The sequence below is a fragment of the Methylobacterium sp. J-067 genome (genome assembly GCF_022829465.1).
Lineage (GTDB): Bacteria > Pseudomonadota > Alphaproteobacteria > Rhizobiales > Beijerinckiaceae > Methylobacterium > Methylobacterium litchii.
Genome location: NZ_JAKSXZ010000092.1, coordinates 252,485 through 277,800, shown reverse-complemented (window position 1 = coordinate 277,800; position 25,316 = coordinate 252,485). Strand labels below are relative to the sequence as shown.

Annotated in this window: 22 protein-coding genes; 6 read left to right on the top strand and 16 right to left on the bottom strand. The window is 71.8% G+C overall.

Features of this window, described 5'->3' with window-relative positions; all coding sequences use genetic code 11:
• Nucleotides 1–6: 6 nt before the first annotated feature.
• Together MKK52_RS10390 and MKK52_RS10385 are read right to left on the bottom strand one after the other, a co-directional pair.
• Nucleotides 7–861 (bottom strand): prephenate dehydratase, encoded by an 855-nt coding sequence (locus MKK52_RS10390; protein WP_243953704.1) that lies wholly within the window; start codon nt 859–861, stop codon nt 7–9.
• 14 nt (nt 862–875) lie between these two features.
• Nucleotides 876–1,619 carry a 3-deoxy-manno-octulosonate cytidylyltransferase gene (locus MKK52_RS10385; RefSeq protein ID WP_243953703.1) on the bottom strand — a complete coding sequence of 248 codons (744 nt, stop codon included), beginning with the start codon at nt 1,617–1,619 and terminating at the stop codon, nt 876–878.
• A 258-nt stretch (nt 1,620–1,877) separates the two neighbouring features.
• Between MKK52_RS10385 and MKK52_RS10380 the strand changes: the two genes are divergently transcribed.
• Together MKK52_RS10380 and MKK52_RS10375 are read left to right on the top strand one after the other, a co-directional pair.
• The gene (locus MKK52_RS10380; protein ID WP_243953702.1) at nt 1,878–2,840 is read left to right on the top strand and encodes a c-type cytochrome; all 963 of its coding nucleotides are present in this window, start codon (nt 1,878–1,880) and stop codon (nt 2,838–2,840) included.
• A gap of 6 nt (nt 2,841–2,846) precedes the next feature.
• A complete protein-coding gene (locus MKK52_RS10375; protein WP_279597741.1) occupies nt 2,847–4,031 on the top strand; it encodes a multidrug effflux MFS transporter in 1,185 nt (394 codons plus the stop codon).
• A 3-nt stretch (nt 4,032–4,034) separates the two neighbouring features.
• On the opposite strand, the gene MKK52_RS10370 is transcribed toward MKK52_RS10375, so the two are convergent.
• A complete protein-coding gene (locus MKK52_RS10370; RefSeq protein ID WP_243953701.1) occupies nt 4,035–4,538 on the bottom strand; it encodes a GNAT family N-acetyltransferase in 504 nt (167 codons plus the stop codon).
• 137 nt (nt 4,539–4,675) lie between these two features.
• Between MKK52_RS10370 and MKK52_RS10365 the strand changes: the two genes are divergently transcribed.
• Entirely contained in the window at nt 4,676–5,137 is a 462-nt protein-coding gene (locus tag MKK52_RS10365) for an Rrf2 family transcriptional regulator (protein WP_243953700.1), read from the top strand.
• Between the two features lies 1 nt (nt 5,138).
• Here MKK52_RS10365 and MKK52_RS10360 read toward each other — a convergent pair whose 3' ends face one another.
• The 10 genes from MKK52_RS10360 to MKK52_RS10315 all read right to left on the bottom strand — a co-directional run bounded on the left by MKK52_RS10360 (nt 5,139) and on the right by MKK52_RS10315 (nt 20,742).
• On the bottom strand, nt 5,139–6,248 hold the full coding sequence (locus tag MKK52_RS10360) for a microcin C ABC transporter permease YejB (protein ID WP_243953699.1): 1,110 nt from the start codon (nt 6,246–6,248) through the stop codon (nt 5,139–5,141).
• Between the two features lie 4 nt (nt 6,249–6,252).
• Entirely contained in the window at nt 6,253–8,100 is a 1,848-nt protein-coding gene (locus MKK52_RS10355; RefSeq protein WP_243953698.1) for an extracellular solute-binding protein, read from the bottom strand.
• Nucleotides 8,097–9,932 (bottom strand): extracellular solute-binding protein, encoded by a 1,836-nt coding sequence (locus MKK52_RS10350; protein ID WP_243953792.1) that lies wholly within the window; start codon nt 9,930–9,932, stop codon nt 8,097–8,099. The genes MKK52_RS10355 and MKK52_RS10350 overlap by 4 nt, the downstream gene beginning before the upstream one ends.
• Nucleotides 9,933–10,117: 185 nt before the next feature.
• Nucleotides 10,118–10,714, bottom strand: coding sequence for a PAS domain-containing protein (locus tag MKK52_RS10345; protein WP_243953791.1), 597 nt, complete (start codon nt 10,712–10,714; stop codon nt 10,118–10,120).
• Nucleotides 10,715–10,910: 196 nt separating this feature from the next.
• Nucleotides 10,911–12,998, bottom strand: coding sequence for a hypothetical protein (locus MKK52_RS10340; protein ID WP_243953697.1), 2,088 nt, complete (start codon nt 12,996–12,998; stop codon nt 10,911–10,913).
• Between the two features lie 16 nt (nt 12,999–13,014).
• A complete protein-coding gene (locus MKK52_RS10335) occupies nt 13,015–15,825 on the bottom strand; it encodes a DUF4159 domain-containing protein (RefSeq protein ID WP_243953696.1) in 2,811 nt (936 codons plus the stop codon).
• Between the two features lie 7 nt (nt 15,826–15,832).
• Nucleotides 15,833–16,741, bottom strand: a complete 909-nt coding sequence (locus MKK52_RS10330) for a DUF58 domain-containing protein (protein ID WP_243953695.1) — start codon at nt 16,739–16,741, stop codon at nt 15,833–15,835.
• A 2-nt stretch (nt 16,742–16,743) separates the two neighbouring features.
• A complete protein-coding gene (locus MKK52_RS10325; RefSeq protein WP_243953694.1) occupies nt 16,744–17,760 on the bottom strand; it encodes an AAA family ATPase in 1,017 nt (338 codons plus the stop codon).
• A gap of 139 nt (nt 17,761–17,899) precedes the next feature.
• On the bottom strand, nt 17,900–19,585 hold the full coding sequence (locus MKK52_RS10320; RefSeq protein ID WP_243953693.1) for a methyl-accepting chemotaxis protein: 1,686 nt from the start codon (nt 19,583–19,585) through the stop codon (nt 17,900–17,902).
• Nucleotides 19,586–19,677: 92 nt separating this feature from the next.
• Nucleotides 19,678–20,742, bottom strand: coding sequence for an AI-2E family transporter (locus tag MKK52_RS10315; RefSeq protein WP_243953790.1), 1,065 nt, complete (start codon nt 20,740–20,742; stop codon nt 19,678–19,680).
• A gap of 438 nt (nt 20,743–21,180) precedes the next feature.
• Here MKK52_RS10315 and MKK52_RS10310 point away from each other — a divergent pair, with 438 nt between their 5' ends.
• Genes MKK52_RS10310 through MKK52_RS10300 form a run of 3 tightly spaced genes read left to right on the top strand, consistent with a single transcriptional unit; the run spans nt 21,181 to nt 23,127 of the window.
• Nucleotides 21,181–21,489, top strand: coding sequence for an acyl carrier protein (locus MKK52_RS10310; RefSeq protein ID WP_243953692.1), 309 nt, complete (start codon nt 21,181–21,183; stop codon nt 21,487–21,489).
• Between the two features lie 31 nt (nt 21,490–21,520).
• Nucleotides 21,521–22,003 carry a 3-hydroxyacyl-ACP dehydratase FabZ family protein gene (locus tag MKK52_RS10305; RefSeq protein WP_243953691.1) on the top strand — a complete coding sequence of 161 codons (483 nt, stop codon included), beginning with the start codon at nt 21,521–21,523 and terminating at the stop codon, nt 22,001–22,003.
• The gene (locus MKK52_RS10300) at nt 22,000–23,127 is read left to right on the top strand and encodes a beta-ketoacyl-ACP synthase (RefSeq protein ID WP_243953690.1); all 1,128 of its coding nucleotides are present in this window, start codon (nt 22,000–22,002) and stop codon (nt 23,125–23,127) included. Before MKK52_RS10305 ends, MKK52_RS10300 begins: the two co-directional genes overlap by 4 nt.
• On the opposite strand, the gene MKK52_RS10295 is transcribed toward MKK52_RS10300, so the two are convergent.
• The 3 genes from MKK52_RS10295 to MKK52_RS10285 are packed head-to-tail and all read right to left on the bottom strand — an operon-like array spanning nt 23,114 to nt 25,153.
• Entirely contained in the window at nt 23,114–23,905 is a 792-nt protein-coding gene (locus MKK52_RS10295) for an ATP-binding protein (protein ID WP_243953689.1), read from the bottom strand. The genes MKK52_RS10300 and MKK52_RS10295 overlap by 14 nt on opposite strands.
• Complete coding sequence (locus tag MKK52_RS10290) at nt 23,905–24,483, bottom strand: hypothetical protein (RefSeq protein ID WP_243953688.1); 579 nt, start codon at nt 24,481–24,483, stop codon at nt 23,905–23,907. The genes MKK52_RS10295 and MKK52_RS10290 overlap by 1 nt, the downstream gene beginning before the upstream one ends.
• Nucleotides 24,476–25,153: a response regulator transcription factor gene (locus MKK52_RS10285; RefSeq protein WP_243953687.1), complete on the bottom strand. Its 678-nt coding sequence runs from the start codon at nt 25,151–25,153 to the stop codon at nt 24,476–24,478. The genes MKK52_RS10290 and MKK52_RS10285 overlap by 8 nt, the downstream gene beginning before the upstream one ends.
• Nucleotides 25,154–25,316 lie beyond the last annotated feature (163 nt).

Sequence of the window (25,316 nt, the reverse complement as noted above, 5' to 3'; positions counted from 1 at the left end):
CGCCGGCTATTCCGCCGCCGGGCGGGCCATCTCGCGGAAGGGGTGCGCCGGATACGTCCCGACGATCCGCAATTCCCGCGAGAAGTAGCCGAGTTCGTCCAGCGCCCGGCGCAGGCCGGGCTCGTCGGGATGGCCGTCGACCTCGGCGTAGAATTGCGTGGCGGTGAACTCGCCCTCGATCATGTAGCTCTCGAGCTTCGTCATGTTCACGCCGTTCGTGGCGAAGCCGCCGAGCACCTTGTAGAGCGCCGCCGGGATGTTGCGCACCCGGAAGACGAAGCTCGTCACGAAGGCGCCCTCGCCCGTGGCCGGCTCGGGCTCCGGCGAGAACACCACGAAGCGCGTGGTGTTGTGGGCGGCGTCCTCCACATCCCGCATCAGGATATCGAGGCCGTAGACGTCGGCCGCCATGGCGGGGGCCAAAGCCGCCCGGCTCGGATCGCCGGCTTCCGCGATCTCGCGGGCGGCGCCCGCCGTGTCGCCGCTCACCACCGAGCGGAGGCCCAGGCGGCGGATGATCCGCCGGCATTGCCCCAGCGCGTGGACGTGGCTGTGCACGCTCTTCAGCGCCTCCACCGGTATGCCCGGCAGGACCATCAGCTGGAAGTGGATCGGCAGGAAGTGCTCGGCCACGATGTGCAGCGGCGAGGTTGGGATCAGGTGGTGGATGTCCGCCACCCGGCCCGCCAGCGAGTTCTCGATGGGAATCATCGCCCGCTGCGCCCGCCCCTCGGTCACCGCCGCGAAGGCGTCCTCGAAGGTCGGGCAGGGCAGCGGGGTCCAGTCCGGATAGGCCTGGGAACAGATGATGTGCGAGTTGGCCCCGGGCTCGCCCTGGTAGGAGATGGTACGCTCAGACATCGTCTCGTGCGGGTTCAGTTGAGGCGGCGGCGCTGCATCAGCACCCGCGCCTTCTCGAGGTCGGCGGGGGTGTCGACGCCGAGCGGCAGGTCGTCCACGACCACCGCGTCGATGCGCATCCCGGCTTCCAAGGCGCGGAGTTGCTCCAGCTTCTCGCGGGTCTCCAGCTCGCCCGGCGGCAGGGCGACGAAGCGGGTCAGCGCCTTCCGGCGGTAGGCGTAGAGGCCGATATGGTGCCAGAGCGGGCCGGGGCCGTAGGGCGCGCGGGCGCGGGTGAAATACAGGGCACGCAGGCGGCGCGGGGCCACCTCGTGGCCGACGAGCTTCACCACGTTGGGGTTGTCGGCCTCCTCCGGATCGGTGATCGCCGCGCAGAGGGTGACGATGTCCACCGTCCGGTCGGACAGGGGCAGGATCGACGCGCCGATGATCGCCGGGTCGATGGTCGGGAGGTCGCCCTGGACGTTGACGATGACGTCGTGCCGGCCCTCCGGGTCGATGCTCTCCAATGCCTCGGCGAGCCGGTCGGAGCCGGACGGGTGGTCCGGCCTCGTAAGCACCGCGAGACCGCCCGCCGCCTCGACCACCTGCACGATCTCCGGCGTGTCCGTCGCCACCACGACGGGGCCGATCCCGGCCTCCACCGCGCGGCGCCAGACATGGAGGATCATCGGCTCGCCCGCGATGTCGGCCAGCGGCTTGTTCGGGAGGCGGGTGGCGGCGAGTCGCGCCGGGATGAGAACGAGGGGATCGGACATGGCTTCGCGGGTCCGTGGAACGGTCGGGTCTGTATCAGGCCGGGTGGCGGTTGTCGTCCCTGGGGGCCGGCCGATGCAAGGCAGTGACAATACCGGCGAAATCCTGCATGCGCGCTACCCCCGCGACCCTGCGTTATCCCTTGGCGGCATTGTCAAGGTCGGGGCGAAGCGGCTAAGGCAGCCTCGAAGCCTTCCAGAGTGCGGCGGTGTGGCCGGGTGTGCCCGCGCAGGCGCGGCCCCGGGGACGTAGAGAGGCCCATGAACTCGTTCGAGGTGAACAAGATCGCCGGTGCCGTGCTCGGCGCCATGCTGTTCGCGGCTGGCTCCGGCTTCGTGGCCGAACTGATCTACCATCCGAAACCGGCCGGCAAGGCGGGCTACGACCTGCCGGAGGCCGAGGCCGAGAAGCCTGCGGCGGCCGGTGCGGAGGCGAAGGTGGAGCCGATCGCCGTGCGGCTCGCCAGCGCCAACGCCGAGAAGGGCCAGGGCGGGACCAAGGCCTGCCAGGCCTGCCACAGCTTCGAGAAGGGCGGCCCGAACAAGGTCGGCCCGGACCTGTGGGACGTCGTGGAGCGCAAGAAGGGCGCACACGAGGGCTACGATTATTCCGCCGCCATGAAGGAGAAGGGCGGCACCTGGACCTATGCCGACCTGGACGAGTTCCTGACGAGCCCGAAGGCCTATGTCAAAGGCACGAAGATGGGTTTCGCCGGCATCGCCAACCCGCAGGAGCGGGCGAACGTGATCGCCTACCTGCACACGCTCTCGGACAGCCCGAAGCCCCTTCCGGCCGCCGACAAGGCCGAGGACAAGCCCGCCGCCCAGCCGGCAGCCGCCAAATCCGAGGAGAAGCCGGCCGCCGCGCCCGCCGCCGAGAAGCCGAGCGCCGAGAAGCCGGCCCTGAACAAGGGTTCGGAGGGCAAGGATTCGCCCGCCAAGCCGGCCGACCTGAGCACCGCCAAGCCGGCGATCGAGAAGCCCGCGGGCAGCCCGCGCCCCGACGGCAACGGCAGCGACCGCAACGCCCCGGCCCCGCCGGCCGACGCCCATGACAGCGACCAGACGGGTCAGCCGTCGAGCGTGATCCCGGCGGAGCCGACCGCGCCGTCCGCCCCAGCCACCAAGGAGCCGCCGTCGCAGGCGAACCCCGAGGCGGTCGAACGGGCCAAGGAACTGGACATCCAGGTTCCGAAGAAGGACGACAACGCGCCGCCGAAGTAAGGGCCGTTGCCGGACGAGCCTCCCGAACGGCCCGCCCCGCGCCAGGCGTCCCTGGCGCTCCTCGTGGCCGTGACGATGACGGGCACGGTGGCGCTGCACATCTTCGTGCCGGCGCTCGCCGCCGCCGCGTTCGACCTGCACACGGACGCGGCCGGGATCCAATCGACGATCACGGTCTACCTGATCGGTCTCGCGGGCGGGCAACTGGTCTACGGCCCGCTCTCGGACCGCTATGGCCGCCGGCCGGTGCTGATCGGCGGGCTCGCCCTCTATCTTGCCGGGCTGCTGCTGGCGATTCCCGCGCCCAATCTCGGCGTGCTGCTCGTCGCGCGGATGATGCAGTCGCTCGGCGCCTGCTCCTGCCTCGTCATCGGCCGGGCGATGGTGCGCGACGTCTCGACCCGTGAGGACGCGGCGCGCAAGCTCGCCATCCTCGTCACCGCCATGACCCTCACCCCCGCCCTGGCTCCGGCCATCGGCGGCGTGGTGAGCCACGCCTTCGGCTGGCGGTCGGTGTTCGTGGTCCTCGCCGCGCTCGTCGCCATCCTCGGGGCGTTGGTGGTGCTGACCCTGCCGGAGACCAACCGGCAAAAGGTGGCGCTGCCGGGCCTCGCGGCGGTGCTCTCCGCCTATCTCCGCCTCGTGCGGATGCCCGTCTCCCGCGCCTATCTCGTCGCCGGGGGCTGCGCCGGCACGAGCCTCTACGCCTTCCTGGCGGTGGCGCCGTTCCTGCTGGTCAACCGCCTCGGGCGCTCGCCGGAGGAGGTGGGGTTCGATTGCCTGCTCGTGGTGTTCGGCATGGTCGCGGGGGCGGTGATCGCGAGCCGGATCGCCCGCCGCGTGTCGATTCGGCAGGGCGCGCGGAGCGGCAACCTGATCTGCATCGTCTCGGCCCTGGCCCTGCTCGCCGTCGACCGGTCGGGCGTCCTGACGATCGAGACGCTGATCGTCCCGCTCTTCGCCTACGCGGTCGGGGTCGGCCTCCTGAGCCCCAATGCCGTGGCCGGGCTGATGAACGTCGATCCGCACGCGGCGGGCTCCGCGTCGAGCCTCTACGGCTTCACCCAGATGACCTTCGGCGCCCTGTTCACCGCCGCCGCGACGGCGTGGCCCGCCACCTCGGCGGCCCCGGTCGCGCTGACGCTCCTCGCCGCCGGGCTGATCGCGGGGCTGTCGCTCCGGCGGGCGTGAGCCTCAGCCCTGCGCCGGCAGGATCGCCCCGGACAGGCCGACGGCGAACCCGTCGCGGAGTTCGAGCCAGAGCAGCCGCGCCGGATCGACCGGCCCCGGCATGGTCAGGCGCCCCGGCGGTACGGGCGCGAAGCCGAACCGGGCGTAATAGGGGGCGTCGCCCACGAGGATTACCAGCCCCTCCCCCGCCGCGCGGGCGGCCTCGATGGCGGCGCGGGTGAGGGCCGAGCCGATGCCGCGCCCCTCGAAGCTCGGATCGACGGCGAGCGGCCCGAGCATCAGGACACCCGCCTCCCCCGCGCGCACCGGGCTCATCCGCACCGAACCGACGAGGAAGCTGCCGACCGAAGCGGTGACGCCGAGATCGCGCCGGTACGGGTTGCCCTCGCGCAGGCGATAGGCCGTGCGCGCGAAGCGGCCGGGCCCGAAGGCGCGGGCTTCAAGGCGGGCGATGGCGGCATCGTCCTCCGGCCGCTCGGGGCGGACGACGAGGGAGAGTGAGGTCACGGCTCGGGCGGCTCCGCGGAAACCTGAGCCGCGTAACAGTGTGCGGGCGCGCCGGCAAACCAGCGTCGTGAGCCAGGCTCCGAATCCAGGGGCACCGGCTCGCGAGTGATGATAAGTCGAGCCGCGAGAGGATCGCGATGCGCCTGACCCGCTATACGGATTACAGCCTGCGGACGCTCATCTACGTGGGGCTGCGGGAGCCGGGCCAAAGCTCCATCGGCGAGATCGCCCGTGCCTACGGCATCTCCGAGAACCACCTCACCAAGGTGGTGCACCAGCTCGGCCGCCTGGGGTTGATCCGCACGATCCGCGGGCGCGGCGGCGGCCTGCGCCTCGGCATGGCGCCGGAGCGGATCGTGATCGGGCAGGTGGTCCGCCAGACGGAGGACGACCTCGCCCTCGTGGAATGCTTCGCCTCGGGCGCCTGCATCATCACCGCGCCGTGCCGGCTGAAGCATGCCCTGAGCGAGGCGCTCGGCGCGTTCCTCGCCGTCCTCGACGGTTACACCCTGGCGGACCTGCTCGGCGGCCCGGAGAGCGGCGAGGTCGCCCGCCTCCTCGGCATTCCCAGCCCGGAGCCGGAGCCGGCCGTGCTCTGACTCAGGTGGCGCGGGCCGAGAAATCGATGCGTGGGTCGATCCAGACGTAGATCAGGTCCGAGAGCAGGTTCACCGCGAGCCCGATCAGCGAGAAGATGTAGAGCGTGGCGAAGACCACTGGGTAATCCCGCCCGACGATGGCCCGGAACGAGAGTTCCCCGAGCCCGTCGAGGGAGAAGATCGTCTCGATCAGAAGTGAGCCGGTGAAGAAGGCCGAGATGAAGGCCCCGGGGAAGCCGGCGATGACGATGAGCATCGCGTTGCGGAAGACGTGCCCGTAGAGCACCCCGCGCTCGGACAGGCCCTTCATCCTGGCGGTCAGAACGTATTGCTTGCGGATCTCGTCGAGGAACGAGTTCTTGGTGAGGAGGGTCGAGGTGGCGAAGGCGCCGATCACCAGCGCGGTGAGGGGCAACGCCATGTGCCACGCGTAATCCGTGACCTTGTGCCAGGGGGTGAAGCTGTCCCAGCCCTCGCTGGTGAGGCCGCGCAATGGGAACCACTGGTAGAACGATCCGCCCGCGAACAGGATGATCAGCATCAGCCCGAACATGAAGCCCGGCACCGCGTAGCCGACGATCACCACCGCCGAGGTCCAGCGGTCGAACCGCTCCCCGTCCCTCACCGCCTTGCGGATGCCGAGCGGGATCGAGATCGCGTAGGACAGGAGCGTCATCCACAGGCCGAGCGAGATCGAGACCGGCAGCCGCTCGCGGATGAGCTGGATGACGCTGACGTCGCGAAAGTAGCTGCGGCCGAAATCGAAGCGGATGTAGTTCCACATCATCATCGCGAAGCGCTCGGGCGCCGGCTTGTCGAAGCCGAACTGCTTTTCGAGCTTGGCAATGAATTCCGGGCTGAGGCCCTGCGCGCCGCGATAGCGTGAGTTGGCGGCCCCCCCGCCGTTGCCGCCGCCGCGCGAGCCGCCGCCGAGGTCGCCGTTGCCGCCCGTCACGCGGGAGAGCGCGCCCTCATTCTGCCCCTGCATCTTCGAGAGCACCTGCTCCACCGGGCCGCCGGGGGCGAATTGCACGATGGCGAAGGTGATCAGCATGATGCCGAGCAGGGTCGGGATCATCAGGCCGATGCGGCGCAGGATGTAGCTCAGCATCAGGTCATTCCCGCCCGATCCGCCGGGCCTTGTCGGTGTCGGACCACCAGGTCGCGGGGGCGCCGAGGTCGTATTTCGGCGGCGTGGCCGGGCGTCCGAACACGTCCCACAGGGCGAGGCGGTGCTGGTCGCCATACCACATCGGCACCCAGTGGCGCCCGGCGCGCAGCACCCGGTCGAGGGCGCGGCAGGCCGTGGTCAGCGCGGCGCGGGATTCCGCCCCGGCGATGGCCGAGAGCAACGCATCGACGACGGGGTCCGCGATACCGGCCATGTTGTTGGAGCCGGGCGTCGCGGCGGCGCGGGAGCCGTAGAGGTCGCGCAGTTCCGCGCCGGGGGTGACGCCGCCCGAATAGCGCCGGGCGGTGAGGTCGAAGTCGAAATCCTTCAGCCGCGCCTGATATTGCGACGGATCGACCATGCGGCTCGACGCGCGGATGCCGACGAGGCCGAGGTTGCGGATGTAGGGCTGCGTCACCGGCTGGAAGACCGGGTCGTCGTCCAGGAATTCGAGGGTCAGCGGCTCGCCGCCGGGCAGGCGCATCTCGCTGCCGCTGCGGGTGCAGCCCGCCTCCCGCAGCAGGGCGTCGGCGCGCTTCAGGAGCGCCCGATCCTGGCCCGACCCGTCCGAGACCGGCGGCAGCCAGGGCTCGCCGAACACCTCGGCGGGCAGCTTTTCGCGATGGGGTTCGAGGAGCGTCAGTTCCTCGGGCGAAGGCGCGCCCGTGGCCTTGAGGTCCGAGTTCTCGAAGAACGAGGCCGTGCGGGTATAGGCCCCGTACATCAGGTTACGGTTGGCCCATTCGAAGTCGAAGCACAGGCCGATGGCCTCGCGCACCCGGGGGTCCTTGAACTTCGCCCGCCGCTCGTTGATCCACCAGCCCTGGGTGCCGCTGGGTCGCGCGTCCGGCACGCGTTCGCGCACCACCCGGCCCTCGGCCACGGCAGGGAAATCGTAGCCCGTCGCCCAGACCCGCGCCGTGAACTCCTCGCGGAAGGTGAAGGCGCCGCTCTTGAACGCCTCGAAGGCCACCGTGCGATCACGAAAATACTCGTAGCGCAGGCTGTCGAAGTTGTTTCGGCCGACATTCACCGGCAGGTCGGCGGCCCAATAGTCGGGCATGCGCTCCAGGCCGATGGAGCGGCCGGGATCGACCGCCGCCACCCGGTAGGGGCCGGAGCCGAGCGGCGCGTCGAGGGTCGAGGCCTCGAAGTCTCGCTGGGCGTAATAGGCGGCGGAGAACACCGGCAATTGCGCCACGATGAGCGGCAGGTCGCGGGCGCGGCCCGGCGCGAAGGTGACGACGAGGCGCCCCTCACCCTCGGCGCGGGCGTCGGTCATGTCGCGGATCGTCTCCGCGATCTCGGGATGGCCCTTGTCCCGCAGGATCTTCAGGCTGAACGCCGCGTCCTGCGCCGTCAGGCGGGAGCCATCGTGGAAGCGGGCCTGGGGCCGTAGTTCGAACGTGTAGGTCAGCCCGTCCTCGCTCACGCTTACGGAGCGGGCGAGCAGGCCGTAGATCGCGTCCGGCTCGTCGAGGGCGCGGGTCATCAGGCTGTCGAAGGTGAATACGAGGCCGGCGGCGCCGGAGCCGCGCAGCACGTAGATGTTCAAGGTGTCGAAGGTGCCGAGCGACTGGTTGCCCACCGTGCCGGAGATCTGCCCCGAGAACCGGCCGCCCTTGGGCGCCATGGGGTTCACGTAATCGAAGTTGGGGAAGTCCTTCGGGTATTTCAGGTCGCCGAAGCTCGACAGCCCGTGCCGCTCGTCGTCGGCGGCCCAGGCCGGCCGGGGGAGCGGCAGGGAGGCGGCCAGCCCGCCAAGGACGAGGCCGCGCCGCGTCGCCCTCAACGGGGCGCCCCCGTCTTGGCGGCCAGGGCCTCGTCGTACCACCACGTCGTGGGGAAGCCGGAATTGGCGTAGAGCGGCAGGACCGGCGGGTGGCTGAAGCGGTTCCAGCGCAGGGTCCGCTGCCGGTCGGACGCCCATTGCGGCACGACGTAATCGTGGGCCAGCAGCACCCGGTCGAGGGCGCGGGTGGCGGCGATGACGCCCTCCCGGTCGGGGGCGAAGATCACCTTCTCGATCAGGGCGTCGATGGCCGGGTCCTTGATGCCGATCAGGTTGCGCGAGCCCGGCGAGTCGGCGGCCTTCGAGCCCCAATACTCGCGCTGCTCGTTGCCCGGCGACAGCGATTCACCCCAGCCGGTGGTGGTGATGTCGAAGTCGAAGTTGCGGATGCGGTTCTGGTACTGCGCCTGATCGATCACCCGCAGGGTCGCGCCGATGCCAATGAGCTTCAGCTGCGCCGAGAAGGGCAGGATCACCCGCTCGAAGGTGTTCTGGAATTCCAGGAACTCGACGGTCAGCGGCGTGCCCGCCTTGTCGACCATCTGGCCGCCCTTCAGCTCGTAGCCGGCCTCGCGCAGGAGACGCACCGCCTCGCGCAGGTTGGCCCGCACCGCCTCGGGGCTGTCGTTGACCGGGTTGGCGTAAGGCGTGGTGAAGACCGAGGCTGGAACCTTGTCCTTCAGGCCCTCCAGGATCTCCTTCTCACGCCCCTCGGGCAGGCCGGAGGAGGCGAGTTCCGAGCCGAAGAAATACGAGTTGATGCGCTTGTAGAGGCCGTAGAACAGCGACTTGTTCATCTCCTCGTAGTTCAGGGCGAGGTTGAACGCCCGGCGCACGCGCGGGTCCTTGAACTTGTCCTTGCGCGTGTTGAACACGAACGCCTGCATGATGCCCGTGCCCCGGTCGGGGAAGGCCTCCTTGATGAGGCGCCCGTCCTTCACGGCGGGGAAGTCGTCGTAGGCGGTCGCCCAGTTGCGGGCGATGTTCTCGACGCGGAAATCGTAGAGGTCGCCCTTCAGCGCCTCGACCAGCACGGTGCCGTCGCGAAAATACTCGTAGCGGACGGTGCCGAAATTGTTGCGGCCGGCATTCACCGGCAGATCCTTGCCCCAGTAATCGGCGACGCGGACATAGGTCGCGGTGCGGCCGGGCTCGAACTTCTCCAGCCGGTAGGGGCCGGAGCCCAGCGGGATCTCCAGGCTCGTCTCGGTGGGGCTGCGCTGGCGGCCCTGCGCGTCCTTGCCCTCCCACCAGTGCTTGGGCAGCACCCGCAACTGGCCGATCACCTGCGGCAACTCGCGGTTGCCCTTCTCGGAGAAGGTGAACGTCACCTCGCGCGGGCCGGTCGCCTCGGCCTTGTCCACGGTCTGGTAGTAGGCGGCGTAGAAGGGTGAGTTCGCCTTCAGCACGCCGAAGGACCAGACCACGTCCTCGGGGGTGATCGGCTGGCCGTCGTGCCACTTGGCGCCCTCGCGCAGGCGGTAGGTGACGGAGCCGAGATCGGGGGGAATACGCACCGCCTCGGCGAGCAGCCCGTAGGAGGTGAAGGGCTCGTCCGAGGATTCGGTCATCAGCGTATCGTAGATCTGCTGGACGCCGCCTTCGAGGTCGCCCTTCAGGCCCGAGACCACGATGTTGAAGTTGTCGAACCCGCCCTGGGAGCCGAGCCGCACGAGGCCGCCCTTGGGGGCGTTGGGGTCGGCGTAGTCGAAATGCGTGAAGTCGGGCCCGTATTTCGGCTGGCCCATCAGCGTCATCGCGTGGGTCCATTGCCCGTTCGCATCGGGCGGCGTGGGCTGCGCGCCGGCCCGGCCGACCGTATTGGCCGCCAGGAGGGTGCCCAGAAGGGTGCCATTGAACAGGCGGCGGGTCACGGGCTGCGTCACGCTTGGGCTGCCTCCGGTCCACGCGGTCGCGGGGCATTCCGGCCCCCGACCCTCCGGGGGGTCTTAGGACGGCGCCCGGGTCGCGTCGAGTGCGCGGGCGCCCCGTGCGTCACGGCGCCGGGTCGGCGGAGTCAGTGTCTGGCGCGGCGGGCGAGGTGCGTTCCGACCTCGAACAGGGCGAGGTCGAGGATCACGCGCAGGTGGTTGTCGGCGTCGTCGCCGAGTTCGTCGATGGCCTTGCGCGCGTCGAGGAGCGAGGCCGCCGCCCGGTCGAGGGCGTGCCGGCCCTGCGCATCGGTCTCCGTAAAGAAGCCGTTGCCTTCCTCGCGGGTCTCGGTGATGTCGATGATGATGCCCTTGGACCGGACGGGACGGCCGACATCGTCCTGATAGATGCGTCCCCGGCTGAGGATCCAGCGGATGCCGCGATCGGCCGTGACGACGCGGTACTCGGCGAGGAACAGGCGACCGTTGGCCAGCGCCCGCCACAGCGCCTGGACCAGCCATTCGCGGTCGTCGGGATGGATGCCGACCATCCCCGCCTCGCCCTGCAACGGCTGGCCGGCGAGGTCGGGATCGAGGGCGAGCAGGTTGGCGGCGCCCCGGTCGTAGCGGGCGGTGCGGCGCACGATGTCCCAGTCCCAGGTTCCGACCACGCCGGAGGCGTCGAGGGCGGAGCGCAGGTCTTCGAACGACTCGCGGCAATCGTTATCCACCTCGGTGGCCACGAGCAGCAAACCCCTCAGTTCAGAAGCAGACAAAGCGGCGGAGACCGGCCTCGTGCCCCTCAGGCGCCTATCACCTAGAGCAGTGATAGTTACTCAATTGGAAACGAGACGATCCCCTATACTATCGATTCTGATACGGACGTTTCCATTCGTAAGCAACCTTGGCCAAAGGGAAATTCGTCGGGGCGGGTGTGCGTCAGGCGCGGCCCTGGCCCCGGCGCCCCTCGACCAGCCACATCGCCAGCACGGCGGCGGCGAGCGCCGCGAGGGCGGCGAGCCCCAGCGCCAGGGGATAGACCTCGACGCCCCGGATGTTGGCGCTGTCGCTCGGCCGGAAGCCGATCCAGTCGCCGCCCGACAGACGCCCGCCGCGCAGGCTCTGGAGCCGCGGCACCTGCAACGCCCCCGCCGCATCGGAGAGGCGCCGGACGGAGCCGCCAGAGCCCTCGGCGACGGGCCGCAGGCGCTCGGTGTCGCTGAACACGTCGGCGAGTTCGCGCGGGTTTGCCGGGCCGACGCTCACGAAGGCCACGAGGTTGCCCGAGCGCAGGGTGTGCAGCCCCAGGCTCTGGGCGTCGAAGGTCGCGGTGAACAGGCCGGGCTCGGTGGGCTTGAGGGCCAGCGTCGTGACCCTGCCGGTCGGCCACGTGACGGTGACGGGCTCGGCGGTGTCGGCCATGGTCTGGCGCTCAACGCGGACCTCGCGGCCGTGGCCCGTCGTCTGAGCGCGCAGGGCCTCCTCTTCGAGGGCGGGCTCCTTCATCAGCCAGTGGGCAAGGCGCCGGAGCAGGTCGAGATAGGGGCCGCCGTCCTGATAGCCCCGCGCCCACAGCCAGGCATGGTCGGACAGCAGCAGCGCGACGCGGCCCTTGTCCTCCCGCGAGAGGGCGAGCAGCGGCAGGTTGTCGGCGCCCGACAGGATCGGCTCGAGACCGGGCCGCAGCCGCGCCTGGACGATCCTCAGCCAGTCGCCCCAGGCGGGGGGCGAGGCGTCGGAGCCCGGCAGGTCGCGGGTGACGGGGTGGCGCTTGCCGGTCTGGGTCGGGGTCGCCTTGTAGGGCCGCTCCACCACCCGCCCGTCGGGATCGCCCGGCAGGATGCCCGCGAGCCGGGTGCGGGCGAGGCTCGCCGCGCCGGCATATTCCGGCCCGGCGGCGATCAGCAGCGCCCCGCCCTCGCGGACGTAGCGGACGATGTTGTCGAAATAGGCCTGCGGCAGCACGCTCTGGTTGGCGTAGCGGTCGAAGATGATGAGATCGAAATCCTTGATCTTCTGGACGAACAACTCGCGCGTCGGGAAGGCGATGAGCGACAGTTCGGAGATCGGCGTGCCGTCCTGCTTCTCCGGCGGCCGCAGGATGGTGAAATGCACGAGGTCGACGTTGGCGTCGGACTTCAGGAGGTTGCGCCACGTCCGCTCGCCCTGGTGGGGCTCGCCGGAGACGAGGAGCACGCGCAGCTTCTCGCGGATGCCCTCGATGGGCAGGACGGCGCGGTTGTTGACCGTCGTCAGCTCGTTGGGGAGCGGCTCGACCTCGATCTCGACGACGTTCTGGCCGCCATGCTCGATCCGGGTGGAGAGGTCGAAGGGGCGGCCGGTGGGCACGTCGCGCCGGTCGATCTCTTCGCCGTCGCGGCGGGTGACCACCACCGCGTGGCCGGTGCCGCCGCGCTCCATCACCTCGGCGCGGATCGTCAGGTCCTTGCCGACGATGCCGAAGCGGGGGGCCTCGATCAGCTTGATCTGCCGGTCGCGCTCGTCGGCATGGCCGGTGACGAGGACGTGCAGGGGCGCCTTGATGCCGAGCTGGGCGAGGTTCGGCGGGATGTCGTGGACGACACCATCCGTCACCATTACGATGCCGGCCAGCCGCTCGGGCGGCACGTCGGCCAGCGCCTGACCCAGGGCGGCGAAGAGCTTGGTGCCGTCGTCGCCCTCGCCGGCATCGGGCACGTCGATGAAGCGCGGCTCGATATTGGTCAGAGAGCCGAAGCGGCGCTGCAACTCGGCGCGGACCTGATCCGTCACCTGCGGCCGGTCGCCGAGCGCCTGCGAGCCGGAGCGGTCGATCACCACGGCGGCGATGTCCTTCACCGGCTCCCGGTCCTCGTGGACGAGGGCGGGGTTGGCGAGCGCCGCCAGGACCAGAGCGAGGACGAGGGCGCGCAGCAGCGCCGTGCGGCCCCGCGCCAGGACGGCCAGCACCGCCATCGCCAGCGCGACGACGCCCAGGACGGCGAGAACCGGCCACGGCAGGAGCGGCGTGAAGCTGAGGCTCAGCATGGCGGGGCCTTTTCCCTCACTGCCCCAGACGCTCCAGAAGCGCGGGCACATGGACCTGATCGGCCTTGTAGTTGCCGGTCAGGGTGTAGATCACGATGTTGACGCCGCCCCGGAACGCCATCTCCCGCTGGCGCTGGTCGCCGCCGGTGATGGGATAGAGCGGTTCGCCCCGCCGGCCGATGGCCCAGGCGGTGGCAAGGTCGTTGCTCGTGATGATAATCGGGCTCACCCCGTCGCCCGCCCGCGCCGGCCGGCGCTCGCCGCCCTCGGGGGCCGGCGGCAGGGCCTCGACCCAGGTCTGGCCGGTGGCGTAGCGGCCGGGAAAGCTATCCACGAGGTAGAAGGCCTTGGTCAGCACGTGGTCGGCCGGCACCGGCTCCAGTTCCGGCACTTCGAGCGTCGCCAGCATCTTGCGCAGGTAGGCGGCTTCCGGTGTCGTCGGGCCGCCCGGCCGGGCGGTGAGGGCGTCGCGGGTGTCGAACAGCACCGTGCCGCCGTTGCGCATGAAGGCGTCGATCTTCCGGATCGCGGCCTCCGAGGGCTGCGGCCGGTTCGGCGCGATGGGCCAGTAGATCAGCGGGTAGAAGGCGAGTTCGTCCTTGGCCGGATCGAGCCCCGCCGGCTCGCCCGGTTCAAGGGCGGTGCGGGCGGCGAGCATCTGCGTCAGGCCGGAGAGCCCGGCGCGGCTCGCCTCGTCCACGGCGGCGTCCCCCGTGATGATGTAGGCGAGCCGGGTGATGAGGGCCGATTCGATGCCGTTCGGCCGGTTGGCCGGGGGCTCCTCGGCGCGCACGCCCCGCACCGGCACACTCGATGCCACCAGGGCCGCGAGGATGAGTGCGGCGGGGCGGGCACGCAGGGCCCTGAGCCGCCCGAGGAAGCCGCCGAGCCACAGCCCGGCCAGCGTATCGAGGACGAGGAGCAGCAGGCCCGCCGTGAACAGGCCAGGGCGCAGGTCCACGGTGGAGGCTCCGGCCAGGGAGCCGAGGGCGGCCCCGGTGAGGGGCGCGTAGTCGACGGGCGCGAGCCGGTCGTCGGGCTTGAGAGCGTTCACGCTGATCCCTCCGTCCGGCGGGCCGTAGAAGCCCGGCGGATGCTCCTGGCTCGCCCGGTCGGCGTAATCGGCCGGGACGGCGGTGGCGGAGGCCGGCGCCGAGCCGAGGGCGCCGAACCCGTCGAGGGTGACGCGGGGCGCCAGCACGGCGACCTTCGCGCGGTTGGCGCCCGCCTCGGCGGAGGCCGGGCCGGCACCCGCCAGCGCCACCACCCGCCGCAGCATGTCGATGAACAGGCCGGAGAGCGGTAGGTTCGACCACGTCGTGTCGGCGGTGACGTGGAACAGCACGATCCGCCCCTGCCCGCGCTTCTGCGCGGTGACGATGGGCGTGCCGTCCTGCAACGACGCCCAGGTCTTGCCCGGCAGGTCGCCATCGGGCTCCGCGAGGATCTGGCGGCGCACGCCGATATCGGCCGGCGGGGTCAGGCCGGCGAAGGGGCTCTCCGGCGGGAACGGGGCCATGGTCTTCGGCGCGTCCCAGGACAGGGCGCCGCCGAGGTTGCGGCCACCCCGGCGCAGGCGCACCGGCACCAGGGTGTCGTGACCGGCGGCGAGGCGCGCGCCGGCGAAGCGCAGGAGTAGCCCGCCCTCCTCCACGAACTTGTCGATGCGCCCCGCCGTCTTGTCGTCCAGGGCGCCGACGTCGGCCAGGACCAGCACCGAGACCTGGTTGTCGAGGAGCTGGTTGATCGAGTCCGCAAGGCTCGCCGCGCCGCGCGCCTGCTGCACGTCCGCGAAGGGTTCGAGGGCGCGGGAGAGGTAGTAGAGCGGCGCCAGCAGCGGCTGCGACTGGTCGAGGGTGCCGCCGAACACGAGGCCGACCCGGCGCCGCTTGCCGCGCTCGTCCATGAGCGAGACCGCCCCGGCCGAGTGCTCGTTCGCCACCTCGATCCGGCTGATGCCGTTGCGCAATTCGGTGGGCATGTCGAAGACGGCATCCGCGCTCAGGGCATCGCCCGCGAAGGTGAAGTCGCGCTCGGCGAGCGGCAGGCCCTTCTGGTCCAGCGCCCGGATCACCCCGGCATCCCGGCCGTTGCCGGCCGCGCGGAGCACATGGGCGGTGAGCCGCCCGCCGGATTCCGAGACGGTGAGCGCCAGGGCCGGCGGCCTGTCGGCCTTAAGCACGCTGAGCGCCGCCCCGGCGCCGGTCGCGAGGTCGTTCAGGCCCTTGGCGAAGCGCTCGTCGGGGCTGCCCGCGACCCCGTCCGTGATCCAGACGAGGCCGGCGCCCTGGTTCTTGTCGAGGAAGGCGCCGATGCCCTGCAGATGCGCGTCGCGGGTCGGCAGGTAGGGCCTCGGCGCGAGGGCACGCAGCCGCTCCAGGGTGGCGGCGGGGGACTTCGCCTCGACGGCGGCGACGGGCTCCGCGAGGCCGACGAGCGCCACCGCGCGCCCGTCGCGGGCGGCGCCCTCGACGGTGTCGGTGGCGACCCGCATCCGGTCGCGCCAATCGTGCGCGGATGCGAAGCCGTTGTCGAGGAGCACGAGGAGGGGCTTCTTGCCCCCGCCCGCGCCGATGCCGCCGGGGCTCCAGACGGGACCGGCCACCGCCAGGATGAGCGCGGCGGCGAGGAGCAGGCGCAGGATCACCAGCCAGGGCGGCGTCCGCGCGGGGGTCTGGCGCTGCGGGATCAGATCCGCCACGAGCTTCAGCGGCGGGAAGTCGATCCGACGGGGACGCGGCGGCGTCACCCGGAGGAGGATCCACAGGGCCGGCAGGCCGATCAGGGCGGCGAGCGCCAGGGGCGCGGCGAAGGTCAAGCCGAACATGGTCGCCTCAGCCGCCGCGGGCGATGACGAGGGTCGCGAGGCGCAAGGCCGCCTCGCTCGCGGGACGGTCGGTGCGGTGGAGCGTCAGCGTCCAGCCCGCCCCGCGCACGATCTCCTGCAACCGCTCTCGGTGGGCGGTGATCCGCGCCCGGTAGCGCTCGCCCCAGGAGCCGGCATCGCCGATGGCGAGGGAGGGTCCGCCTTCGAGGTCGTGCAGCACCGCCTGCCCCGTGAAGGGGAAGGTCTCCTCGATGGGATCGACCACCATGAGCAGATGGCCCCGGCTCCCCGCCGCCGAGAGGCCGCCGATGGATTCCGCGATCCGCTCCGGCGGGGTGAGGAAATCACCGATCAGCACCACCTCGTCGAAGCGCGCGGGCTGGGCGGCCGGCGGGAGGTCGCGGTCGAGCCCCGCCGTGTCGGCGACCAGGGCCTGGGCCAGATGCTCCACGATGCCCCGCGAAGCCCGCGCCCGCGTCAGGCCGAGCAGCCCGACCCGCTCGCCGCCATCCACGAAGGCGTCGGCGAGCGCGAGGCCGAGGACGAGCGCGCGCTCCACCTTGGACGCGCTCGCGAGGTCCGAGGAGAAGGCCATGGAGGCCGAGCGGTCGATCCAGAACCAGATGTTGTGGGCCGCTTCCCATTCCCGCTCGCGGACGTAGAGCCGGTCGTCGCGGGCCGAGCGGCGCCAATCGACGCGGGCGGCGGCCTCGCCGGTCACGAAGGGGCGGAACTGCCAGAAGCTCTCGCCCGGCCCGGCCCGGCGCCGCCCGTGCAGACCGTGGGCGAGCAGGCTCGACACCCGCCGCGCCTCCAGCACGAGGTGGGGCATCAAGGCGGCCAGCGCCGCCGCGCCCTCGGTCTCGCGGCGCCCCGGATGGCGCGTCTGCGCGGCGAGGGCCTGTGTCGCGACCAAGGTCAGAGCTTCTCCGCGAGCTTGGCGATCAGACCCTCGATGGTCTCGCCGTCGGCGCGGGCGGCGTAGTTGAGCGCCATGCGGTGCTTCAGAACCGGCTCGGCCAGCGCCTTCACGTCGGCGACGGAGGGCGCGACGCGGCCCTCGATCAGCGCGCGGGCGCGGGCGGCGAGGGTCAGCGCCTGGCTGGCGCGGGGGCCGGGTCCCCAGAGGAGCTTGTCCTTCACCAGCGCGTCGCCGCCATGGGGGCGCGCCGAGCGGACGAGATCGAGGATCGCCTCCACCACCGCCTCGCCCACGGGCAGGCGGCGCACGAGGCGCTGGGCGGTCATCAATTGGTCGGTGGTCATCACCGACGTCGGGCGGACCTCGTCGGCGCCGGTCGTCTCGATGAGGATGCGCCGCTCGGCCGCCCGGTCGGGGTAGCCGACGTCGATCTCGAGGAGGAACCGGTCGAGCTGCGCCTCCGGCAGGGGGTAGGTGCCCTCCTGCTCGATGGGGTTCTGGGTGGCGAGCACGTGGAACGGACGGGGCAGGTCGTGGCGCTCGCCGGCCACCGAGACGTGCCCCTCCTGCATCGCCTGGAGCAGGGCGGACTGGGTGCGCGGGCTGGCGCGGTTGATCTCGTCCGCCATCAACAATTGCGTGAACACCGGGCCCTTCACGAAGCGGAAGGCGCGGCGGCGCTCGGCATCCTCCTCCAGAATCTCGGTGCCGAGGATGTCGGAGGGCATCAGGTCCGGGGTGAACTGCACCCGGCGGGCATCGAGGCCGAGCACGGTGCCCAGCGTCTCCACCAGCTTGGTCTTGGCCAGACCCGGGAGGCCGACGAGGAGGCCGTGGCCGCCCGCGAGGATCGTGACCAGGGCGAGGTCCACGACCTTCTCCTGCCCGAAGATGACCCCGTGGATCGCCTCGCGGGCCTGTCCGACCGCCGCGAGGCAGCTCTCGGCGGTGGCGACGATGCCGTCGTCGAGGCTGGTGGCGGGGCTCGTGCCCTGGCTGGCGGCCTGGATCATGCCGGTGTCCGTCTCCCTGGGACGCTGCGGACGGGCGTCCGCGAAAGTCCAGGAGTGTGGGCCGGCTTCAGGGGGCTGGCAAGGTCGGGATCGCCGCACGGTTGCGTGGGCGCCCCGCCCGCCGAGGCGGACGGGGGCGTCAGGCCGCCCGCAGGCCGCCGAGGAAACGGCCGACCTCGGCGCCCAGGCGCTCGGCCTGCCGCGACAATTCGGTGGCCGAGGCGAGCACCTGCGCCGAGGCCGCGCCGGTCTCGTCGGCGGCGTCGGCCACGACGGCGATGCCGCCCGTGACCTCGCTCGTGCCGGCGGAGGCCTCCGTGACGCCCCGGACGATCTCGCGCGTGGCCGCGCCCTGCTCCTCCACCGCCGCCGCGACCGAGGCCGACAGGCCGTCGATGTCGCGGATGCGGCTGGCGATGGCCTCGATGGCCCCGGCGGCATCGCCGGTCATCGACTGGATCTCGCCGACCTGCGCGGTGATCGCCTCGGTGGCCCGGGCGGTCTGGCTCGCGAGCTGCTTCACCTCCGCCGCGACCACGGCGAAGCCCCGTCCGGCCTCGCCGGCGCGGGCCGCCTCGATGGTCGCGTTCAGCGCCAGCAGGTTGGTCTGGGCGGCGATGGTCGAGATGAGTTCGACCGCCTCGCCGATCCGCGCGGCGCCCCGGCGCAGGCCATCGACGGTGCGGCCGGTCTCCGCCGCCTGGGCGACCGCGCGGGCCGCCAGTTCGGCCGAGCCCGAGACCTGCCGGGCGATCTCCTGGATCGAGGAGCCGAGTTCCTCGGCCGCCGCCGCGACGGTGCCGACATTGGTGGCCGATTCCTCGGCGGCCGCCGCCACGCCTACCGAGCGCTCAGCGGTCTTCGCCGCCGAGGAGGACATGACGCCAGAGGTCGCCTGCAGCTCGGTCGCCGCCGAAGCGACGGTGCCGACGATGCCGCCCACCGCCTGCTCGAAGGAATTCGCGAGGTCGCGCATCGTCGCCCGCCGCTGTGCCTCGACGCCCTCCCGCGCCAGGGCCGCCTCGGCCTCCAGGGCGCCGTTGCGCTCCAGGCTCGCCCGGAAACCGAGGGCGGCGCGGGCGATCTCGGCGATCTCGTCCCGGCGGTCGGTGCAGGGGACCTCCGTGTCGGCATGGCCCTCCGCGAGGCGCGACATGGAGGAGGCGACCCGGAGCGCGCGCCCGGCGATGTCGCGGGCGAGCCACGCCATCAGGGCGAGGACCAGGGCGGCGCCGATGCCGGTGGCGACGGCGATGCCGGTGAGCGCCGAGGCGACCGAGGCCTCCACCGCCGCCGTCCCATCGCGTGCCTCGCGGCTCGCGGCGATTTGCAGGGCGTCGAGGTCCTTCCAGGCCGTATCGTAGAGCTTGTTGGCCGGGCCGTTGAAGGCGGCGTGCGCGGCCTCGGCCTCGCCCTTCGCGCCCAGGGCGAAGGCGCTCGACTGCGCGTCGAGATAGGTGCGCCACTTGGCCTTGAACGCCTCGAAGGCCGCCTGCCCCGCCGCGTCGGAGGGGATGGCCGCGTAGGCCCCGATCAGGTCCCCCATCTCGCGGATGCGCGCGCCATTGCGCTCGCTCGCCTGGGCGCGCTTGGCCCCGTCCGTCTCGTCGATGACGCGGGTCGCGCCGAGCCGCACCCGCGTCATGGTTGCGCGCAGGTCGCCCAGACGCTCGACCGACGGCAGGAGCCGCAGGCCGATCGTCTCCGTCACCGCCGCGCTGTCCCGCACCTTGAAGACCGCTTGCGCGCCGACCCCCAGGACGATCGTACAGACGAGGCTTCCGATGACGAGGAACTGACCTCTCAGGCGCAGGGGCAAGTGCATCGTTCAGACCATGACCTCAAGACAGCTGAGGTCTGGCCCAATCGCATTGGGAAACGGTTAAGCACGGCGCCCCGCGATGGGGCGCCGTGCGTTCAGGCCTTCACGTCCCGCCCGTCGGTGAATTCCCGCCACAGCAGGACGAGCGCCGCCATCACCGCCGGGCCGAGGAACAGGCCGAGCAGGCCGAAGGATTCCACGCCACCGAGGATGCCGAGGAGCACCCAGAGGAAGGGCAGCTTGGTGGTGCCGCCGATCAGCGCGGGCCGGATGAAGTGGTCGGCCGCAAAGGTCACGACGAGGCCCGCCACGGCGACGATGATCGCTGCCTTGACCGCCCCCGCCGACAGGAGGAGCAACGCCGCGACGGCGATGGCCAAGGCCGCGCCGAAGGGGATCATCGCCGCCACCGCCGTGAAGGCGCCGAGGAGCACCGGGTGCGGCACGCCCGCGAAGTAGTAGACGATGCCGAGGATCACGCCCTCGCCCAGGCCGACGAGGACGAGGCCGTCCACCGTCCCGTGGACCGAGGCGACCATCTGGCGCCCGACCCGCTCGCCGCGGGGGCCGAACAGGCGGTCGCAGGCCTTGAGCGCCTGCCGCGCGACCGTATCGCGGTCGCGGAACAGGAAGAATAGGGCCACGAGGCTGAAGCCGAACAGCACCACCCGGTGGACCACCTCCCGGCCGATGTTGCGGCCGGCGCCCAGGACCTTGCCGTTGTCGAAGCGGTGCAGGATCTCCGACCCCGCCTGGGCATGGCCAAGGTTGTCGTTCCACCACGCCGTCGCCTGGGCCGCGCCGTAGGGCAGCCGGTTGAGGAACTCGGGCGCGGGGATGCCGCTCTCCTCGGCCTTGCGGACGAACTCGGCGACGTCGTGCGCCTCCCGCGCCGCCTGCACGCCGAGGACGACGAGGGGCACCAGGAACACGAGGGCCACGGCCAGCACCGCGAGGCTCGGCAGGACGATGTTGTGCCGGCCGGGCGGGAAACGCCGCTCGATCTTGGCGTAGAGCGGCCCCAGGGCGATGGCGAGCACCACGGCCCAGGCGAGGGCCGGCAGGAACTCCCGCAGGATGTAGATCCCGAGGGCGCCCAGCGCGAGGACGAGGATCACCCGCGCCGCGCCCTGCGAGGGCGCGCGCTCGGGCGGAGGCATGGCGGGATGGCCCGGCCGCGCCTCCGCGAGCGCGCGGGCCGGGGGCACCGGCACGGCGAAGGTCGGGTCGAGGGTCGAGGGGGGCGACGGTTTCATCCGCCTTCTCCGATTCGGGTTGCCGGGCTGATTCGGGCGCGGCCGAGCGTGACAATAGCCCTGCCGCAGATAGGTCCGCCCCGCGCATCCGCCACCACGAGGGCGCCCGACTGACCGGGTCGTGAACGCGCGATGCCGGCAAACGGCCCCGCGTCGTGTTGCGGTTGCCGCACCCGACCCCCTCGTGTAGAGGTCCGCCGATCCGTCGGCGCCGAGCGGAGGGTTCGGGATTCCGGGCCCGCCGCCCGCGCCTCATGGCAGCGAGGGATAGGACGCCGGGCATCCGGCGCGAGGGGGCTCCCGCCGCCGAACCGGAAACCGTTTCAGAGCCCACGAGAAGACATGTCCGACGATCCCGCCACCGGCAGCGCGACCTTCCAGCGCGTGGCCGACATCATTGCCGAGACGGCCGACATCGAGCGGGACAAGATCACTCCCGAGAGCCACGCCATCGACGACCTCGGCATCGACAGCCTCGCCTTCCTCGACATCGCCTTCGCGGTGGACAAGGCCTTCGGCATCAAGCTGCCGCTGGAGCGGTGGACGCAGGAGGTCAACGAGGGCAAGGTCCCGGCCGAGCAGTATTTCGTGCTGAAGAACCTCTGCGCCCGGATCGACGCCCTGGTCGCCGAGAAGGCCGCCAAGGTCTGACGGCCCCGCGACCCGATGCGGCCAGCTCGCCATGCGTCTTGAATATTTCGAGATGATCGATGCCGTGGTGCGGCTCGACCGTACCGCCGGCACCATCGAAGCCGTGGCGAAGGTGCCGGACGCGAGCCCGGTCTTCGAAGGGCATTTCCCCGGCCACCCCCTGGTGCCGGGCGTGCTCCTCACCGAGACCATGGCCCAGGCCTCGGGCTATCTCATCCTCGCCCATCTCGGCTTCGAGCGGATGCCCTTCCTGACGGGCGTCGACAAGGCGCGGTTCCGCAGCTTCGTCGGCCCCGGCGCGGTGCTGACCGTGACCGCGAAGCTCGAACACGACGGATCGGGCTACGCCGTCACCAAGGCGGCGATCCGCCACGAGGGCAAGTCGATCTGCGATGCGGAGCTTCGCTTCCGCACCATGCCCTTCCCGGAGGGGCTCGACGCGCCGATGCGCGAGCGCGCCAGGACCAGCGGCCTCCTCCACCTCGCGGGGATCGGCGACGGAGCCCCAACATGACGCGTCCGGTCGTCGTCACCGGTATCGGCCTCGTCTCCTGCGCGGGCGAAGGCGAGGCGGCGCATCTCGCGGCGCTCGCGGCCGGCACCCCGCCGCGCACCGACGCGGACAGCTTCGCGCCCTACCCCGTCCACCCGGCCCCCGCCATCGCCTGGGACCGGCAGATCCCGAAGAAGAGCGACCAGCGCCAGATGGAGGCGTGGCAGCGCCTCGGCGTCTACGCCGCCGGCCTCGCCCTCGATGCGGCCGGGGTGAAGGAGGATGCCGCCTTCAAGCAGGCGCTGCACCTCGTCGTGGCGGCGGGCGGCGGCGAGCGCGACTACGCGGCCGACGGCGCGATCCTCACCGGCCTGCGCGACGCGGCCGATCCGGGGGCCTTCCTCAACGAGCGCCTGCAGAACGACCTGCGGCCGACCCTCTTCCTGGCGCAGCTCTCGAACCTGCTCGCGGGCAACATCGCCATCGTCCACGGCGTGACCGGCGCCTCGCGCACCTTCATGGGCGAGGAGGCGGCGGGCGTCGATGCCCTGCGCATCGCCCAGGCGCGGATCGCCTCCGGCCAGAACGAGGCGATGCTGGTCGGCGGCTCCTACAGCGCCGAGCGGCCGGACGCGCTCCTCGTCCACGCCATGGGCGGCTTCGCCAAGCAGGGCGATTACGTGCCGGTGCGCGACCGCGCGGCGCCGGGCGGCTTCATCCTGGCGAGCTGCGCCGCGTTCCTGATGCTGGAATCGGCCGAGCACGCGCAGGCGCGCAGCGCCCAAGCCCTGGCGCGCCTCGGCCCGGTGGCGAGCGGCCGCTGCCGCCGCGAGCCCGGTGCCGTCACGGAGTCCCTGGCCGCGCGCTGGGGCGAGGCCGTGACCGCCGCCCCCGATTTAGTGATCTCCGGCGCCACCGGCGTCGCGCCGATCACGGCGGAGGAGACCGAGACCCTGGGCCGGCTCGCCCCCGACGCGCATATCCATCCCCTCGGCGACCTGATCGGCCATGGGCTCGAAGTCGCCGCCCCGTTCGGCGCGGCCCTCGCGGCGGCGCTGATCGCGGAAGGCCGCGCGGGCGACATCGCCGTCACCACGGTGGGCCACCGCCGCGGCGAAGGCGTGATGCGGCTCACGCGGGCCTGACGCCGGTCTCTGGGAAAGCCAACGCGATCCGGCAGCCGCCCTCCGGCGCCTCGGTCACCGCGACCGTCGCACCGTGCAGCTTGGCGATGGCCGCCACCAGCCCGAGGCCGAGCCCGTTGCCGGGCGTCGCGCGGGCCGTCTCCGCCCGGTAGAAGCGCCGGAACACGCGCTCCCGCTCGGCCACCGGGATGCCCGGCCCGGTATCCTCGACGGCGAGCAGGCACATCCCGTCCCGCCGGGCGACGACGACCTGCACGGTGCCACCCTCCGGCGTGAACTTCAGGGCGTTGTCGATGAGGTTCGACAGGGCCTCGGCGCAGAGGTCTCGGTCGGCATGGATCGCCGGCACCGGGGCGATCCGCGCCTGGAGGCGGATGCCACGCTCCTCTGCCAGGGGCTCGAACAGGTCCACCGCCTCCTCAGCCAGATCCTTGAGGTCCAGCGTGCCGAAGGCGGCGCGGCGGCGCTCGTCCTCCATCTCGCCGATGCGCAGCACCGCCGTCACCATGGCGAGGGTCTGGTCGATCCAGGCGAGACCCTGCCCCACGGCCTCGCGGAACTCGACCACCGTGGCGGCGTGGTCGCGGCTGCGCTCCAGGCGGGCGCGCAGCCGTGTCAGCGGCGTGCGCAGGTCGTGGGCGACGGCATCGCCGACGCTGCGGATCTCGCCCATCAGGTGCTCGATCTTGTCGAGCATCCGGTTCACGTTGCCCGCGAGCCGGTCGAACTCGTCGCCCCGCCCGTCCACCGGCAGGCGCTGGCGCAGGTCGCCACGCATCACCCGGTCGAGGGCCGCCTCCGTCGCGGCGAGGCGCCGCCGTGCCCGGCCCGCGAGGAGCAGCCCCCCGCCATGGAGAGCACCAGCGTCGGGACGAGGCCGAGGCCCAGCGCCCGCACCGACATGTCCCGCACCCGGTCGAGTTCGTCGGAATCGTGCCCGATCACCGCGACGCTGCCATCCGGCAGGGCGAGGGCCGCCGCCCACATCTCGTCGCGGATCGTCCGCTGCCCCAGCTCGACCTTGGCCGCCACCCGGTAGGCGTCGCCGTCCGGGGGCAGGCTGGCGGGCAGGCTGTCGAGGTTGCCCGCCCGGCGGGTGTCGCCCGGCCCGAACAGCCCGGCATAGTGTCGGGCATGGGGATCCATGGCGATCCACGTATCGACTCGCCGGGCGGCCCCGCTGGGGTCGCTCGCCACGGCGCGGATCTCGAGGCGCAGGGTCTCGGCCAGTTCCTCGCGCAGGAGGCCCGCAGTCTGCCAGTAGACGAAGGCGAAGATCGCGAGGGCGAACAGCACCGACCACAGGGCGATGCCGCAGGCGAGGCGGAAAGCGGTGGAGCGGAAGAGGTCAGTCATCGGCCTGCAGGGTGAAGCCGATGCCGCGCACGCTGGCGATCATCGGCGCCTCGCCCCCGGCTTCGAGCTTGCGCCGCAGCCGGCCGACATGGACGTCGATGAGGTTGGATTTCGGGGTGAAACGGTAGCCCCACACCTCCTCGAATAGCATCGCCCGGGTCACGACCTGCCCCGGCCGCCGCATCAGGTAGGCGAGGAGCTTGTGTTCGCGGGGCAGGAGGTCGAGGTCGCGCCCGCCGCGCCGCCCCTGCCCCGCCATCAGGTCGAGTTCCAGGCTCCCGACGCGCAGCACCGTCTCCGGCGTTTCCACCGGGCGGCGCAGCAGCGCCTCGATCCGCGCCGCGAGTTCCCCGAGGGCGAAGGGCTTCGTCAGGTAGTCGTCGCCGCCCGCCCGCAGGCCCCGGATGCGCTCGTCGACGTCGCCCAGCGCGCTCAGCACCAGGGCGGGCGTCCGATCACCGGATTGCCGCAGGTCCTGCAGCAGGCGCAGGCCTTCGAGGCCCGGCAGCATCCTGTCGAGGATGATCGCTCCCCAGCCGCCCTCCCCTGCCGCCCGCGCGCCGGCCGGCCCGGTCTCGGCCCAAGCGACCTCGTGCCCGCGCCCGCGCAGATCGGCGAGCACGTCGGCGGCCGTGTCGGAATCGTCCTCGATCAACAGCAGGCGTGCCACGCTGCCCCCCTCGTCGGTCTCTCTGCCGCAAAGGCGTGCGTCCGTCGCGCCGCGCCGCACCGCATGAACCCGAATTTAATGGCGCGGCGCGGTCGCCGCCCCACAATCTGGAATAACTCTAAATCGTACCGCAACCCGATGGCATCCGCCTGTTTGGCGGAGG

Bases quoted from the DNA above. Each gene is read 5' to 3' on its own strand.
- MKK52_RS10390 (WP_243953704.1), bottom strand. From the start codon at position 861: ATGTCTGAGCGTACCATCTCCTACCAGGGCGAGCCCGGGGCCAACTCG.
- MKK52_RS10385 (WP_243953703.1), bottom strand. From the start codon at position 1,619: ATGTCCGATCCCCTCGTTCTCATCCCGGCGCGACTCGCCGCCACCCGC.
- MKK52_RS10380 (WP_243953702.1), top strand. From the start codon at position 1,878: ATGAACTCGTTCGAGGTGAACAAGATCGCCGGTGCCGTGCTCGGCGCC.
- MKK52_RS10365 (WP_243953700.1), top strand. From the start codon at position 4,676: ATGCGCCTGACCCGCTATACGGATTACAGCCTGCGGACGCTCATCTAC.
- MKK52_RS10360 (WP_243953699.1), bottom strand. From the start codon at position 6,248: ATGCTGAGCTACATCCTGCGCCGCATCGGCCTGATGATCCCGACCCTG.
- MKK52_RS10340 (WP_243953697.1), bottom strand. From the start codon at position 12,998: ATGCTGAGCCTCAGCTTCACGCCGCTCCTGCCGTGGCCGGTTCTCGCC.
- MKK52_RS10335 (WP_243953696.1), bottom strand. From the start codon at position 15,825: ATGTTCGGCTTGACCTTCGCCGCGCCCCTGGCGCTCGCCGCCCTGATC.
- MKK52_RS10325 (WP_243953694.1), bottom strand. From the start codon at position 17,760: ATGATCCAGGCCGCCAGCCAGGGCACGAGCCCCGCCACCAGCCTCGAC.
- MKK52_RS10320 (WP_243953693.1), bottom strand. From the start codon at position 19,585: ATGCACTTGCCCCTGCGCCTGAGAGGTCAGTTCCTCGTCATCGGAAGC.
- MKK52_RS10315 (WP_243953790.1), bottom strand. From the start codon at position 20,742: ATGCCTCCGCCCGAGCGCGCGCCCTCGCAGGGCGCGGCGCGGGTGATC.
- MKK52_RS10310 (WP_243953692.1), top strand. From the start codon at position 21,181: ATGTCCGACGATCCCGCCACCGGCAGCGCGACCTTCCAGCGCGTGGCC.
- MKK52_RS10305 (WP_243953691.1), top strand. From the start codon at position 21,521: ATGCGTCTTGAATATTTCGAGATGATCGATGCCGTGGTGCGGCTCGAC.
- MKK52_RS10300 (WP_243953690.1), top strand. From the start codon at position 22,000: ATGACGCGTCCGGTCGTCGTCACCGGTATCGGCCTCGTCTCCTGCGCG.
- MKK52_RS10295 (WP_243953689.1), bottom strand. From the start codon at position 23,905: ATGCGTGGCGACCTGCGCCAGCGCCTGCCGGTGGACGGGCGGGGCGAC.
- MKK52_RS10290 (WP_243953688.1), bottom strand. From the start codon at position 24,483: ATGACTGACCTCTTCCGCTCCACCGCTTTCCGCCTCGCCTGCGGCATC.